Origin of the sequence: Lentzea xinjiangensis (genome assembly GCF_900110955.1) — a bacterium.
Classification (GTDB): domain Bacteria; phylum Actinomycetota; class Actinomycetes; order Mycobacteriales; family Pseudonocardiaceae; genus Lentzea; species Lentzea xinjiangensis.
Map to the genome: position 1 here is coordinate 1 of NZ_FOFR01000026.1, position 14620 is coordinate 14620.

General features: G+C 70.7%; 12 protein-coding genes. 7 read left to right on the forward strand and 5 right to left on the reverse strand.

The annotated features are described in order from the left end of the window. On the reverse strand, positions 1 to 673 hold a 673-nt coding region (locus tag BMW88_RS35645; RefSeq protein ID WP_143116423.1), incomplete at its 3' end, for an endo-1,4-beta-xylanase. Between the two features lie 583 nt (positions 674 to 1256). On the opposite strand from BMW88_RS35645, the gene BMW88_RS35650 reads away from it, so the two are divergent. From BMW88_RS35650 to BMW88_RS35675, 6 genes are all read left to right on the forward strand, one after another. After that, positions 1257 to 2594 carry a glycoside hydrolase family 6 protein gene (locus tag BMW88_RS35650; protein ID WP_089959833.1) on the forward strand — a complete coding sequence of 446 codons (1338 nt, stop codon included), beginning with the start codon at positions 1257 to 1259 and terminating at the stop codon, positions 2592 to 2594. 204 nt (positions 2595 to 2798) lie between these two features. Next, on the forward strand, positions 2799 to 3839 hold the full coding sequence (locus BMW88_RS35655) for a LacI family DNA-binding transcriptional regulator (protein WP_218148333.1): 1041 nt from the start codon (positions 2799 to 2801) through the stop codon (positions 3837 to 3839). 175 nt (positions 3840 to 4014) lie between these two features. Beyond that, entirely contained in the window at positions 4015 to 5028 is a 1014-nt protein-coding gene (locus BMW88_RS35660) for a GDSL-type esterase/lipase family protein (RefSeq protein ID WP_089959838.1), read from the forward strand. A gap of 30 nt (positions 5029 to 5058) precedes the next feature. Further along, the gene (locus BMW88_RS35665) at positions 5059 to 6510 is read left to right on the forward strand and encodes a glycoside hydrolase family 62 protein (protein WP_089960100.1); all 1452 of its coding nucleotides are present in this window, start codon (positions 5059 to 5061) and stop codon (positions 6508 to 6510) included. 68 nt (positions 6511 to 6578) lie between these two features. Continuing rightward, on the forward strand, positions 6579 to 8216 hold the full coding sequence (locus BMW88_RS35670; protein WP_089959841.1) for a glycoside hydrolase family 27 protein: 1638 nt from the start codon (positions 6579 to 6581) through the stop codon (positions 8214 to 8216). Then, positions 8213 to 10180, forward strand: a complete 1968-nt coding sequence (locus BMW88_RS35675; protein ID WP_089960103.1) for a family 43 glycosylhydrolase — start codon at positions 8213 to 8215, stop codon at positions 10178 to 10180. The genes BMW88_RS35670 and BMW88_RS35675 overlap by 4 nt, the downstream gene beginning before the upstream one ends. 67 nt (positions 10181 to 10247) lie before the next feature. Here the strand turns inward: BMW88_RS35675 and BMW88_RS35680 are convergent, their stop codons facing one another. From BMW88_RS35680 to BMW88_RS35690, 3 genes are read right to left on the reverse strand one after another with little or no spacing between them, the layout of a single operon-like run. Continuing rightward, entirely contained in the window at positions 10248 to 10574 is a 327-nt protein-coding gene (locus BMW88_RS35680; protein WP_089959844.1) for an anti-sigma factor family protein, read from the reverse strand. Continuing rightward, a complete protein-coding gene (locus tag BMW88_RS35685) occupies positions 10571 to 11080 on the reverse strand; it encodes a sigma-70 family RNA polymerase sigma factor (protein ID WP_089959848.1) in 510 nt (169 codons plus the stop codon). The genes BMW88_RS35680 and BMW88_RS35685 overlap by 4 nt, the downstream gene beginning before the upstream one ends. Positions 11081 to 11103: 23 nt before the next feature. Further along, the gene (locus tag BMW88_RS35690; protein WP_089959851.1) at positions 11104 to 12624 is read right to left on the reverse strand and encodes an AMP-binding protein; all 1521 of its coding nucleotides are present in this window, start codon (positions 12622 to 12624) and stop codon (positions 11104 to 11106) included. 154 nt (positions 12625 to 12778) lie between these two features. Between BMW88_RS35690 and BMW88_RS35695 the strand changes: the two genes are divergently transcribed. Next, the gene (locus BMW88_RS35695; RefSeq protein WP_218148334.1) at positions 12779 to 13192 is read left to right on the forward strand and encodes an NUDIX hydrolase; all 414 of its coding nucleotides are present in this window, start codon (positions 12779 to 12781) and stop codon (positions 13190 to 13192) included. A gap of 30 nt (positions 13193 to 13222) precedes the next feature. Here the strand turns inward: BMW88_RS35695 and BMW88_RS35700 are convergent, their stop codons facing one another. Next, on the reverse strand, positions 13223 to 14305 hold the full coding sequence (locus BMW88_RS35700; RefSeq protein WP_089959855.1) for an aldose epimerase family protein: 1083 nt from the start codon (positions 14303 to 14305) through the stop codon (positions 13223 to 13225). Between the last annotated feature and the right edge of the window lie 315 nt (positions 14306 to 14620).

Sequence of the window (14620 nt, forward strand, 5' to 3'; positions counted from 1 at the left end):
TGAAATCCCGCACCATGTTGTAGATCCCGGTCGACTTCGGGTTGATCCCATCGGTGTTGTAGTCGTTGTAGCACAGCTTCGCACCCGGATCGGCCGCACGAGCCGCACGGAACGCCTCCTCGATCCAGTCGTTGCCCGTGCGCTGCAGGTTCGAGTCCCGCCGCCCACCACTGCCCCCGTCGGCGAACGCCTCGTTCACCACGTCCCACGAATGGATCTTCCCCCGGTAGTGCGTCGCGACCTGCGTGACGTGGTTGATCGCCGCCCGCCGCAGCTCCGCCCCGCTCAACGCCTGCGCCCAGCCCGGCTGCTGCTGGTGCCACAGCAACGCGTGCCCCCGCACCCGCTTGCCGTTGCCCACCGCGTGGTTGAGGATCCGATCACCCGCCGAGTAGGAGAACTGACCCCGGTTGGGCTCCGTCGCGTCCCACTTCATCTCGTTCTCGGCAGTGACCATGGTGAACTCCGTGTTCAAGATGTTCACATACGTCGAGTCACCCAGCTTGCCCGCCGCCACCGCCGTGCCGAAGTAACGACCCGACTGCGCCGCCGCAGCCCCCAAAGTCGTCGCCGCATTCGCCGTAGCGGTCACGAGCAGCGTGGCGCCGAGAGCCGCTGCCGAGACCGTTGCCACCAGTGGGATCAGCGATGCCGACCTCGATGTCAGTTTCATCTTCCACGCTTTCGCGAGATCACCCCGTGATCGGGGTGGTGGGTGGCCGGGACGGTTGGCCGGACCCGGTGCGCCAGTGCCGGATCGCGGTGGGCCGCATGGATTGCCGGTCGTGTGCCGGGATCGCCCGCCGTTGCCGCCCAGGAGTGTGGCAGCCGCGTGTTCACGCTCACAAGCAGCCATCGTCGAATTCGACAGCAGGTTGACCTGATCGGCGTAGAAATGCGGGCGAGCACTACCGGTGTGAACGTCAAAACGTTTGAGCACGATCGTCGAACGCATTCGAGGAAATTCGGTGGTGGTCGGCACGAACGCTTCCGGCATTGACGCTCCGGTGTCGCGCGGCTACGTTGACCCCAACTCGTATTCGCTTTCCGCGGTGCCGGTCCGGTGTGGACCGGTCGTCCGACCATGCGACCGAGAAGTCGCCGCACCGCATGTGAGAGCGCTCTCGCGCACCGTGCGCGAACTCCTGCCCACCAGCAACGACGCTGCGAGGACCCGAATGAGAGCAATCGATCCGGCCCACGCCGGTACCCCCACGCCGCAACGGTCATCCGGCACGATGAGAGGAAGCAGCACGATGGCACGGTGGAAGCGGGGATCGGGCGCGTGCCTGCTCGCCGGCGCGGTCGTCGCCGGCGTCGCCACCCTGGTGGTCAGCGGCGGCACCACCGTCAGCGCGGCGGAGTCGGCGTTCTACGTCGACCCGGCGACGGCCGGAGCGCGGTGGGTGGCCGCGAACCCCGGTGACTCGCGGGCGGCGGTGATCCGCGATCGGATCGCCTCGGTCCCGCAGGCGCGCTGGTACACCACGACCAACACCTCGACGGTGCGCTCGGAGGTCAGCTCGTTCGTCGGCGCGGCGGCGTCCGCCGGGAAGATCCCGATCATGGTGGTCTACAACATCCCCAACCGCGACTGCGGTGGCGCGAGCGGCGGCGGAGCGCCCTCGCACGAGGCCTACCGGGCGTGGGTGGACGAGGTCGCGGCGGGCCTGGCGGGCCGGCCGGCGACGATCGTGCTGGAACCGGACGTGCTGCCGCTCATGACGAACTGCCAGAACGCCGACCAGCAGAACCAGACCAGGGCGTCGATGGCCTACGCCGGCAAGAAGCTCAAGTCCGGTTCCGCGCAGGCCAAGGTGTACTTCGACATCGGCCACTCCGCGTGGCTCAACCCGGCGGAGGCCGCGAACCGGTTGCGCGGCGCGGACATCTCCAACAGCGCCGACGGCATCTCGACCAACGTGTCGAACTACCGCACCACCTCCGACTCGGTCAACTTCGCCAAGGCCGTGCTCAACGCCGTCGGCGACAGCCGCCTCAAGGCGGTCGTCGACACGAGCCGCAACGGCAACGGTCCCGCCGGCAGCGAGTGGTGCGACCCGGCCGGGCGCGCGATCGGCACGCCCAGCACGACGAACACCGGGGACTCGAAGATCGACGCGTTCCTGTGGGTCAAGCTGCCGGGCGAGGCGGACGGCTGCATCGCGCCGGCCGGTCAGTTCGTGCCGCAGCGCGCCTACGAGCTCGCCGTTGCGGCGGGCCCGATCACCACGACCACGACGACGACCACGACGACCACGACCACCACCACGGGTACCAACCCCGGCGGTGGGTGCCGGGCGACCCACCGCGTGATCAGCCAATGGCAGGGCGGCTACAGCGCGGAGATCGTGATCGAGAACCGCGGTGCGGCGATCAACGGTTGGACGTTCACGTTCTCGGCTCCCGGTGTGTCCGTCCTCCAGGGCTGGAGCGGCACGTGGACCGACACGGGTGACGTCGTGCGGGTGGCGAACGCCGCCTGGAACGGCTCGATCGCGTCCGGCGCGCAGATGACCATCGGGTACAACGCCTCGTACGCCGGTACGCCGCCGTTCTCGTCGCCGGTGCTGAACGACGTCGCCTGCTCCTGAGGCGGTAGCGGTAGAAGCGGTTCCCCGTCACGGCATTGCCTGCCGTGGCGGGGAACCGCCTTTTCGTGCTGCCGTGACCGTCCCTCCACCCCGACCGGTTCGGCGGGAGGGTGTGTTCGCGGCTGTTTCGTGGAATCTTCAACGGGGACGCAGAGTTGAGCCCGTACAGCAGCGGGAGGCGGATCCCCGGTGGGACGAACGCGCGTGACCCTGGCCGACGTCGCGGCGGCGAGCGGGGTGTCGGTCACGACGGCCTCGCTCGTCCTGACCGGACGCGCGCGGGAGCTGCGCATCTCGGAGGCGGCCGAGCGGCGGGTGCGCTCGACCGCCCAGGAGCTGGGTTACCGGCGCGGCACCCTGGCGACGAGACCGCGGTCGGGGCGGTCGCAGACGATCGGGTTCGTGCTCGGCGCCGTCGAGTCGTCCGGCCTGGCGGGCGAGGTGGTCAAGGGCGCGGTGGAGGCCGCGTACCGGCACGGCTTCATGCTGTTCGTCGGCGAGTCCGGCGGCGACCCGGCCGTGGAACGGGCGCTGGTCGAGCAGATGCGGGACCGGCGGACGGACGGCATCGTCTTCGCCGCCGTGGGCACGAGGGTGGTCACCGTGCCGGACGGCCTGCGGCACGGGCCCGCCGTGCTCCTCAACGCCACCGCCGCGGCCCAGCCGGGCCTGCCGGCCGTGGTGGCCGACGAGGTGGAGGGCGGCCGCGCCGCGGCCCGCATCCTCGTCGAGGCAGGGCACGGCCGGGGCGTCCACCTGATCGGTGCGGGACCGGGCCCCTACGACGTGCCGCCGCACGGCATCGCGGCCGTGGAGCGCCTCATCGGGCTGCGCGAGGTGTTCGCCGCGGCCGGCATCGAGGTGGTCAGCGCCCACCGCTGTCCCAAGTGGACTCCGGAGGACGGCTACCGCGCCACCAGGGAGCTGCTGCGCCTCCACCGGCCCAAGGCGTTGGTGTGCTTCGACGACCGCCTGGCGTTCGGCGCCTACCAGGCGCTCGGCGAGGCCGGGCTGTCGGTGCCGGGTGACGTCTCCGTGCTCGGGTTCGACGACCACCCGGTCGCATCGTGGATGCGTCCCCGGCTGACGACGATCGCCCTGCCGAACCAGGAGCTCGGCGCGCGGGCGGTGGAGGTGCTGCTGGACGTCGTGGAACGGCGGCGGCTCGACGTCCGGCCTCCGTCGATCCAGCGGGTCCCGATGCCGGTGCGCGAGGGCGGTTCAGTCGCCAGACCCGGTGTTTGAAACGCTGTTGTTCGCGTTAACAGCCAGAACGCTCATGGTGCTGACTTGCGCATACCCGGAGCCCGAGGTGCTAAAAGTTAGCGCTCACATTTAGCTTTGACCGGGTGTGACGGGGTCTTCTAGCCTGGCTGTCAGCCGCCGCTGCCGCTGACCGCTCGACGACGAAAGGCTCATCATGCCGAGCCCGCTCAAAGCGCTGTGCGGTGCACTGGCCGCCACCCTGCTGGCGGTGTCACCCGCGGTCGCCGATCAGTCCACTGTGGATGGTGCGGCGCCATCAGCCGATCCGGTGCGCGTCATGCCCCTGGGCGACTCGATCACCCAGGGCGGCTCGATCGGTGGCTACCGGCTCGACCTCGGGGCGAAGCTGAGGTCCGCCGGGCGCACGGTCGACTTCGTCGGCTCGCTCGCGGACGGGCCGGGCTCGATGCCCGACCGCAACCACGAGGGCCACCCCGGCTGGACCATCGCGCAGGTCGACGGGAACGTCGTGAACTGGTTGCGGACGTACACACCGCGCACGATCCTGCTGCACATCGGCACCAACGACATGTACGGCAGCGACCCGGCCGGTGCGCCGCGACGGCTCTCCGCGCTGGTGGACAAGATCACCGCCCAGGCGCCGGGCGCGGACGTGTTCGTCTCGACGATCATCCCGATCCGGTTCGCCGACGCCACCGTCCGCGCCTACAACGCCGCCATCGTCCCGTTGCTGCGCGCGAAAGCCGCCGCGGGCAAGCGGGTGCACGTCGTGGACATGTACCCCGCTGTGCCGGTCTCCGACCTGCCCGACGGCATCCACCCGAACGCCGCCGGCTACAGCAAGATGGCGACGGTCTGGTTCAACGCCCTGTCGGCGGTGCCGGGCAGCATCGGCGACCCGCCCGCGCCCGGCGGCACCTGCACCGCGACGCCGCGCGTGGTCGGCAGCTGGGGCGGCGGCTTCCAGGCCGAGGTCACCGTCACCAACCCCACCGCGGCGGCCATCACCGGCTGGACCGTCCGGTTCGCCCTGCCGGGCGGTCACGCGGTGACGCAGCTCTGGGGTGGCACCGCCGACGGCTCGGGCACGGTCACCAACGCTCCCTACAACGGCACGATCAGCCCCAACGCCTCGGTGGTGTTCGGCTTCATCGCGTCCGGATCCGGTGCCGCGGCGGTGGGAACCGCCGACTGCGCCAGTGCGTGACCTCGCTCCCTCCGACGATGAAGGGTGATCATGTTCTTCGCACGAATGTTCACGTCCCGGCGAACCCGGCTCACCGCCGTCGCCGCGGTCCCGCTCATCGCGGTGGCCACGCTGACCGCCGTCGCCCACCAGCCCGCCGCGGCCGCGCCCGGCTGCTCGGTGTCCTACTCCGCACCGTCGCAATGGGACGGTGGCTTCACGGCGAGCGTCGCCGTTACCAACCTCGGTGACGCGATCGACGGCTGGACGCTCACCTGGAGCTTCGGTGCCGGTCAGCAGGTGAAGCAGGCCTGGAACGCCCAGGCGACCCAGTCCGGGGCGGAGGTGACCGCGCGCAACGTCTCCTACAACGCGGCGATCCCCACCGGCGGGCGGGTCGAGTTCGGGTTCAACGGCTCCTCCACCGGCACGACGAACCCGAGCCCCACGGCCTTCACGCTCAACGGCACCTTGTGCACCGGTGACGTCGGCCCCACCACGACCACGACCACCACGACGACGACGGGCAACCCGCCGGTCGGCAACCTGCCGTCGAGCTTCCGCTGGAACTCCAGCGGCGTGCTGATCAGCCCGAAGCCGGACGCCACGCACCCGAACGTGGCGGTCAAGGACCCGAGCGTGATCTACCACAACGGCAAGTACCACGTCTTCGCGTCCACCTACACCGACGGCTACAACCTGATGTACACCAGCTTCTCCGACTGGTCCCAGGCGTCGGCCGCACCGCACTACTACCTCGACCGCTCCGGCATCGGCGCCGGCTACCGGGCCGCGCCGCAGGTGTTCTACTTCGCGCCGCAACGCCTCTGGTACCTCGTCTACCAGACCGGGTCGAACGCGTCGTATTCCACGACCACCGACATCTCGAACCCCGCGTCGTGGTCCACGCCGAAGAACTTCTACGCCAACGGCATGCCGCAGATCATCCGCGACAACATCGGCAACGGCTACTGGGTGGACTTCTGGACGGTGTGCGACACCGCGAAGTGCTACCTGTTCTCCTCCGACGACAACGGCCACCTCTACCGCTCGGAGACCAGCCTCGCCCAGTTCCCCAACGGCTTCACCAACACGGTGATCGCCATGCAGGACAGCAACCGCAACCGGTTGTTCGAGGCGGCCAACGTCTACAAGATCGCGGGCAAGAACCAGTGGCTGCTGGTGCACGAGGCGATCGGCTCGGACGGCCGCCGCTGGTTCCGGTCCTGGACCGCCCCGTCGATCACCGGTCCGTGGACGGCGCTGGCGGACACCGAGTCGAACCCCTTCGCCCGCGCCAACAACGTGTCGTTCCCCGGCGGGCAGTGGACCCGCGACATCAGCCACGGCGAGATGGTGCGCACCAACGTCGACCAGACGATGGAGATCAGCCCCTGCAAGCTCAGCTACCTGTACCAGGGCATGGATCCCAACGCCGGCGGTGAGTACAACAAGCTGCCCTGGCGGCTCGGCCTGCTGACCCAGACCAACTCGACCTGCTGACCCACGGGACCACCGCCGCCGGGCACCTGTTCCGGCGGCGCCTTCCCTGCGAGGAGAGAGGGGCAACGATGCCCATCCGGTCCAGGAAACCGCTGTACCTCGCCGCCGCGCTGCTGGCGGCGGTCACGGCGGTCACCGCAGTCCCCGCCACGGCGCCCGCCGCTCCCGGCAGCCCGGCCCTGACCCCGCCGCTCGGCTGGAACAGCTGGAACAGCTTCGGCTGCGGCATCACCGAGAGCCAGGTGCGCCAGGCCGCCGACGCGATGGTGTCGTCGGGCATGCGCGACGCCGGCTACCAGTACGTGGTCGTGGACGACTGCTGGTTCGACCCGCAGCGCGACTCCGCGGGGAACCTGCGGGCGCACCCCACCAAGTTCCCGAGCGGGATGAAGGCGCTGGGCGACTACATCCACGCACGCGGGCTGAAGTTCGGCATCTACCAGGCCCCGAACGAGAAGACGTGCGCGCAGGGCACCGGCGCCCACCCCGGTTCGACCGGCAGCAAGGGCCACGAGGTCCAGGACGCGCGCACGTTCGCGTCCTGGGGCGTGGACTACCTGAAGTACGACTGGTGCTCGGGCGCCGGCACCCGCGACGAGCAGGTCGCCCGGTTCTCGATCATGCGCGATGCCCCGCGCGCCACCGGCCGCCCGATCGTCTACAGCATCAACCCCAACAGCTTCCACCCCATCACCGGCGACCGGTACAACTGGGGCGAGGTCGCCGACCTGTGGCGCACCACCGAGGACCTGCTCGACATCTGGCAGAACGGCAACGTCAACAGCTACCCGATGGGCGTCGGCAACGTCGTCGACGTCAACGCCCCGCTCGCCGTCCAGGCAGGCCCCGGCCACTGGAACGACCCGGACATGCTGGTGGTCGGACGCCCCGGCCTCACCCTCACCGAGTCCCGCTCGCACTTCACGCTGTGGGCGCTGATGGCGGCGCCGCTGATGGCGGGCAACGACATCCGCACCATGTCCGCCGACGTGAGCGCGGTCCTGCGCAACCAGCGCCTGATCGCGGTGAACCAGGACGGCCTGGGCGCGGGCGGCCGCCGGGTGCGCGACGATGGCGTCACCGAGGTGTTCGCCAAACCGCTCGCGGACGGCTCGGTCGCCGTCGGCCTGTTCAACCGGGGCAGCGGCGCGGCGACCATCGCCACCACGGCCGCCCAGATCGGCCTGTCGGGCAGCGCCTTCACGCTCACCGACCTGTGGACCGGTGCGACGTCCGGCACGTCCGGCGCGATCTCGGCCTCCGTCCCCGCGCACGGCGTCACCGCGTTCCGGGTGAGCGGGGGGAGCCCGCTGCAGAACACCACCTCGCGACTGCGCGGGGCGGGGTCGAACCGGTGCCTCGACGTGGAGAACGGTTCCACCGCCGCGGGCGCCGCGGTCGTGATCCAGGACTGCCACACCGCCGCCTCCCAGCAGTGGACCTCCTGGGCGAACGGTGAGATCCGCGTGTTCGGCGACAAGTGCCTCGACGCCTACGACCAGGGCACCGCGAACGGCACGCGGGTCATCAGCTGGCAGTGCAACGGCCAGGCCAACCAGCGCTGGACGGTGCAGGCCGACGGGTCGGTGCGCAACGCCAGCTCCGGCACCTGCCTGGACGTGGAGCGGGCCGCGACCGGCAACGGGTCCCGGCTGGTGCTGTGGACGTGCAACGGCCAGTCCAACCAGAGGTGGTCACGATCATGAGATGGGTTCCGGCCGCGGCGGCGCTGTCCGCCCTGACCCTGACGACCGCGGGACTCGCCGCGACCACGGCGGCGCAGGCCGCCCCCGGCTGCTCGGTCACCTACACCAAGACCTCCGAGTGGCAGGGAGGCTTCGGCGCGTCCGTGACGATCACCAACACCGGTGACGCGATCACCGGCTGGACGCTCGAGTGGACCTACGGCTCCGGCCAGCAGGTCGGGCAGCACTGGAACGCCGTGATCACGCAGAGCGGCGAGCAGGTCAGCGCGCGCAACGCCGCCTACAACGGTTCCGTTCCCACTGGCGGCAAGGTCGAGTTCGGGTTCAACGGCACGACCGGCGCGGACAACCCCGACCCGGCGTCCTTCCGGCTCAACGGCACGAGCTGTTCCGGCAACGGAGGTCCGACCACGACGACCACGACCAGCACGACCACGACCAGCACGACGCCGACCACCACGACGCCGCAGCCTTCGACGTTCACCAACCCGGTGCTGTGGCAGGACTTCGCGGACATCGACATCATCCGCGTGGGCGACGCGTACTACTACTCGGCGTCGACCATGCACTACTCGCCGGGCGCGCCGGTCCTGCGCTCCTACGACCTGGTGAACTGGGAGTTCGCCGGGCACTCGGTGCCACGGCTGGACTTCGGCGCCAAGTACGACCTCAACGGCGGCAGGGGTTACGTCCGGGGCATCTGGGCGTCGTTCCTGAACCACCGCAAGAGCAACAACACCTTCTACTGGGGCGGGTGCGTCGACTTCGCCCAGACCCACATCTACACCGCCGCCTCGGTGGACGCCCAGTGGTCCAAGCTGTCGACGATCAACAAGTGCTACTACGACGCCGGGCTGCTGATCGACGACAACGACACGATGTACGTCGCCTACGGCAACACCACGATCAGCGTCGCGCAGCTCTCCGCGGACGGGAAGTCCGAGGTGCGCTCGCAGCAGGTGTTCCAGACGCCGCCGAACATCGGGACCCTCGAGGGCGCGCGGTTCTACAAGCGGGGCGGCAACTACTACATCTGGCTCACCAGGCCCGCGAACGGCCAGTACGTGCTCAAGTCGTCGAGCCCGTTCGGCCCCTACACGGTCCAGCAGGTGCTGCTCGACCTGCCCGGCCCGATCCAGGGCGGCGGAGTGCCGCACCAGGGCGGGATGGTGCAGACGCAGAACGGCGACTGGTACTACATGGCGTTCGTCGACGCCTACCCCGGCGGCCGCGTGCCGGTGCTCGCACCGATCACGTGGACCTCCGACGGCTGGCCGCGCGTCACGACGGTCAACGGCCGCTGGGGCGTGAACTACCCGAGACCGAACCTGCCGACGCGCCCGGTCAAACCCATGACGGGGGTGGACACCTTCGACGGCACCTCGCTCAAACCGCAGTGGGAGTGGAACCACAACCCGGACACGACGAAGTACAGCGTCAACAACGGTCTGCGGCTGTCCACCGCGACCGTCACCAACGACCTCTACAACGCCAGGAACACCCTCACCCACCGCGTCCAGGGCCCGACCTCCACGGCCACCGTCACGCTGGACCTGACCTCGATGCGCGACGGCGACCGCAGCGGTCTCGCGATGCTGCGCGACTCGTCGGCGTGGATCGGCGTCAAACGCGACAACGGCCGCAACAGAGTCGCCATGGTCAACGGCCTGACGATGGACAGCAACTGGAACACCACCGGCACCGGCACCGAGATCGCGTCGGCGAACCTCACCGGGAACCGGATCTGGTTGCGCGCCAACGCGGACATCCGCCCGGGGAGCGGCCGGCAGGCCCGGTTCTCCTACAGCACCGACGGGGTGAACTTCACGTCGCTGGGCACCGGCTTCACGCTCAAGAACGAGTGGCAGTTCTTCATGGGCTACCGCTTCGGCATTTTCAACCACGCCACGCAGGCGCTCGGCGGCGCGGTCACCGTGCAGCGCTTCGAGCTCTCCACGCCGTGACGCGGGCCGGATCCCGCACCGGCGTTCGCGGTGCGGGATCCGGCGGCCGAGCAGGCGCCGGGCGCGCCTACCCGCAGAAGACCGCGCTGAGCGCGGCTCCGGTCACGGCGGCGACGAGCACCGCCGTGACCACCACCAGGCGCCTCCGCGCCGCCCTGGCCCGTGCGGGAGGCTCCACCACCGGGTTCACCGCGCCCTGCATCGACGGCGAGACCGCCCACGCCGCCGGCAGCCGCGCGAGGAGCCCCGCCGTCCCGGCGGCCCGGCAGACCTCGGCCTCGCACGACGGGCACCGCACGAGGTGCCGCTCGTAGGCCAGCCGGTCCGCCGGCGACAGCGACCCCAGCACGTAGGCGACGTCCCACTCCCGGAACGGGTCCGCCGGCGCGATCACAGTCCCGTCACCCCGTTCTCCCGCAACGCGAGCCGCAACGCCCGCAGGCCGTAGTGCAGCCGCGACTTCACCGTGCCCTGGGGCAGGCCCAGCGCGGCGGCCAGCTCGGCGATGGACTCGCCGCGGTAGTAGGCCCGCACGATCACCACCCGGTGCTCGGGGCTCAGCGTCGCCAGCGCGTCGGCGACGAGCCAGGCGTCGAGGGTGGCGTCGGTGTGGTCGGCCCGGGAGCGTTCCGGCAGGCGGGCCGACTCGACCTCCCGCCGGGCGCGGGCGCTGCGGCGCTCGTCCACGGCGTAGTTGTGCGCCACGGTGTAGAGCCACGCCTTGGCCGCCGAAGAACCTTGCGCCAGCACCTCGGGATGCCGCCACGCCCGCAGCAGCGCCTCCTGGACGACGTCCTCGGCGAGCTGTTCGTCCCCGGTGAGCCGCAGGGCGTAGCGCCACAACGCGGCGGCGTGCCCCTCGTAGAGCGCTCGCAGCAGCGTGACCCTGTCCTGGGCCATGGTGCACCTCGCGCCGGCGGCTGTCATGCCGCGGACTCCTGCCGCAACCCGTCCAGCAGCGACACCAGCGCCCGGCGGTCCACCTCACCGCGCTCCGTGGTCGGCAGCGCGTCGACCGGGACGATCAGCGCGGGCACGCAGTAGTGGGGCAACCGCCGGGAGACCGCGCGCCTGGCCGCCTCCGGTGCCGCGGTGGCGGGGCTGACGAACCCGACGAGCCGTCCGCCGTGCACCAGCGCCGTGGCGCGGTCGCAACCCGCCGAGCACTCCAGCGCCGCGATGACGGAGGCCAGCTCGAACCGGAACCCCAGCACCTCGACCTGGTCGCCGGCGCGGCCGTGGTGCTCCAGCCGGCCGTCGGCCGTCCACCGGGCGAGGTCGCGGGTGCGGAACATCAGGTGGTCGCCACCGAGGAACGGATCGGGGTGGTAGTGCCGGGCGGTCAGGTCGAGGTCATCCGCGTACCCGGCGGTCACGCCCGCTCCGCCGACCCACATCTCGCCGACCGCCCCGATGGGGCACGGTTGCAGGTCGTCATCGAGCACGTACACGGTCGTGTTCGGCACAGGTTCGCCGATGGTGAGCTGTCCATCACCCGGTTGATGGCGCTGCACGGTGTTGACGATGGTCGTCTCAGCCGGACCGAAGCCGTGGTAGAAGGCCACGCGGCGCGCCCACACGTCCGCCAGCGCCTGCGGGCAGCGCTCACCGGCGACCGCGACCGTGCGCACCCGCCGGCACGCACGCGGGTCCAAAGAGGCCAGCACGTCGGGCGTGGCGATCACGACGTCCGCGGTGCTCGCCGCCCGGCCGGCGTTGTCGCCGCGGAGCACCAGCGTGCCGCCGTTGGCGAGGGTGCCGAGGACCTCCCACATCGCCAGATCGCACGCGATGTCCAGCAGTTGCGCCACCCTGGTCCCCGGCGTGACGCCCAGCGATCCCGGTGCGGTGAGCAGGACGTTGCACAGGTTGGCGTGGGAGACCCGCACACCGGTGGAGCCGGAGGCGAAGATGACGGCGGCGATGCCGGAGTCGGCGGTGGGGGTGCGGCAGAACGCGCTGATGTCGGGCAGTGCGTCGATCGCGATGACCGTGGCGAGGTGGTCGGGCAGCTTGTCCGCGCTCGTGGTGAGCACCACGTCGATGTGCGCGGTGCGGACGACGTGCCGCAGGCGTGCCTCGGATGTGGTGCCCGTGTCCTGCGGCACGTAGGCCGCTCCCGCCTTGAGCACCGCCAGAACGCCCACCACCATGGAGATCGACCGCGTGAGGAACAGTCCTACGTGGTCACCCGGCCGCACACCGCTGCGGACCAGCAGCTCGGCCAGCAGCCCCGCCTTGGCGTCGAGCTCTCCGTAGGTCAGCGACTCGCCGAGGTGCTCCACGGCGGTCAGGTGCGGGCGCCGCGCCGCGTGCGTCTCGACGGCGCGGTGGACCTGGTCGAACGGGGGAGTGCGGATCGGCCCCGCGCCGAAGGCCTCGAACAGGTCGCGGTCGGCGGGGGACAGCTCCTGCAGGGCGGACTCCTGGAACACGGCTGTCACGACAGGTGCCCTTTCACGAGCAGTGCGGGTCAACCCTCTTGAACGAGACAGCCCGCCGGGAGGTTCACGTCACGTCGATTCGCCCGTCGATTCGAAGAACTCCCTGCGCCACAGGCACTTGTGCGGCACTCGCGCGGCCCGGCAGAGTCGGGCCGTGGACGAGGGAACGAACATCGTGATGGTCAACTCCGCCGGGCAGGTGCTGCTGTACCTGCGCGACGACAAGCCCGAGATCAGGTTCCCGGGGACGTGGTGCCTGCCCGGCGGCTACCTCGAGGACGGAGAACGTCCGCACGACTGCATCAGGCGGGAGATCGAGGAGGAGATGGGCGTCGTCCTCGCGCCGCGGGACGTGCGCCCGCTGTGCTCCGAGCGGAGGTCCTACGGCGTCGAGCACACGTTCTGGACGCAGGTGGACCTCGACCTCGACCGGGTGGTGCTCACCGAGGGCCAGCGGTTGCGGTGGTTCACCCGCGCGGAGATCGCGGCGCACGAGCTGGGCTACGAGGACAACGTGATCCTCGCCGAGTTCTTCGAACGCCGCGACCGGGACGGGCTCACCGCCTGAGCCCCGTCCCGGTCGCGCACGCCACGTGGATCAGTCCGCGATGGACAGCTGGAAGACCGTCTCCTGCTCGTAGACCTCGCCGGGCCGCAGCACGGTGCTCGGGAAGTCCGGGCGGTTCGGCGAGTCCGGGAAGTGCTGCGCCTCCAGCGCGAACCCGGCGCCGCGGCGGTACGGGCGTCCGCTCGTGCCGACCAGCTCCTCGGTGAGGAAGTTGCCCGAGTAGAACTGCACGCCGGGCTGAGTGGTCCACATCGTGAGCACGCGCCCGGACGCGGGGTCCACGGCCCTTGCGGCGAACGGGGACCCGGCGTCCAGCACCCAGTTGTGGTCGTAGCCGCCCGCGGCACCGAGCTGGGGGTGCGGCAGGTCGATGCGCTCGCCGATCGCGACCGGCAGCCGGAAGTCGAACGGGCTCGCCTCCACCGAGGTGGGGTCGCCCACCGGGATGAGCGTGTCGTCGACCGGGCAGAACCGGCTCGCGTGCAGCGTCAGCTCGTGACCGAGGACGTCGCCGCTGCCCTCGCCCGCGAGGTTCCAGTAGGTGTGGTTCGTCAGGTTGAGCACGGTCGGCGCGTCCGCGGTCGCGCGGTAGGTGATGCTCAGCCGGTTGTCCCGGTCGAGCCGGTAGGTCACCTGCGCGGTCACGGTGGCGGGGAAGCCGCTGTCGCCGTCCGGGCTCACCAGCTCGAGCCGCACGCCGACGCCGTCGTCGTCGCGCAGCTCGGTCGCGGACCACACCTTGGTGTCGAAGCCCGCCGGTCCGCCGTGCAGGCTGTTCGGCCCGTTGTTGAGCGGAACCCGGTGCTCGACGCCGTCCAGGGTGAACGTGCCCCCGGCGATCCGGTTGGCGTACCGGCCGATCAGGGCACCGAAGAACACCCTGGTGGCGTCGGGCAGCGTGTTCGCGACGTAGTCGTCGAGCGTCGAGAAGCCGAGCACCACGTTGGCCGGCACGCCGTCGCGGTCCGGCGCCTCCAGCGACTGGACCACACCGCCGTAGTCCAGCACTCGGACGGTGATCCCGCCCGGCGTGGCCAGGCAGTACCGGTGGACGTCGGTGTCACCGACCCGGCCGAACAGCTCACGGCTGAGTTCGGGTTCCCGCTGCGACATCGAACTCCTCGATCAGTTGTGCAGGGCCCGGCGGCGCTGGGGCCGGATCCGTTGTGGTGCGACGCTCTCCTGGACGGGTGGGGCCGCGGCGGTCACGCCGTCGCGGTCACACCTCACCGCGTCGATTGTGGTCTCCCGGCAGGCGCCGCCCCCATCGGGGGATGGGGAAGTGCCGGTGTGGGAGGTGTTGGCTGCGGGTTCCGGCCGGCTCGCTGGGGTTGGGGAGTGGTGGTGTGAGGGGGTGCCGGGCGCGGATTCCCGGCTGCCTGCGCCGGGGTTGGCGATGTGGTGGTGTGGGTGGTGCCGACCGCGGGT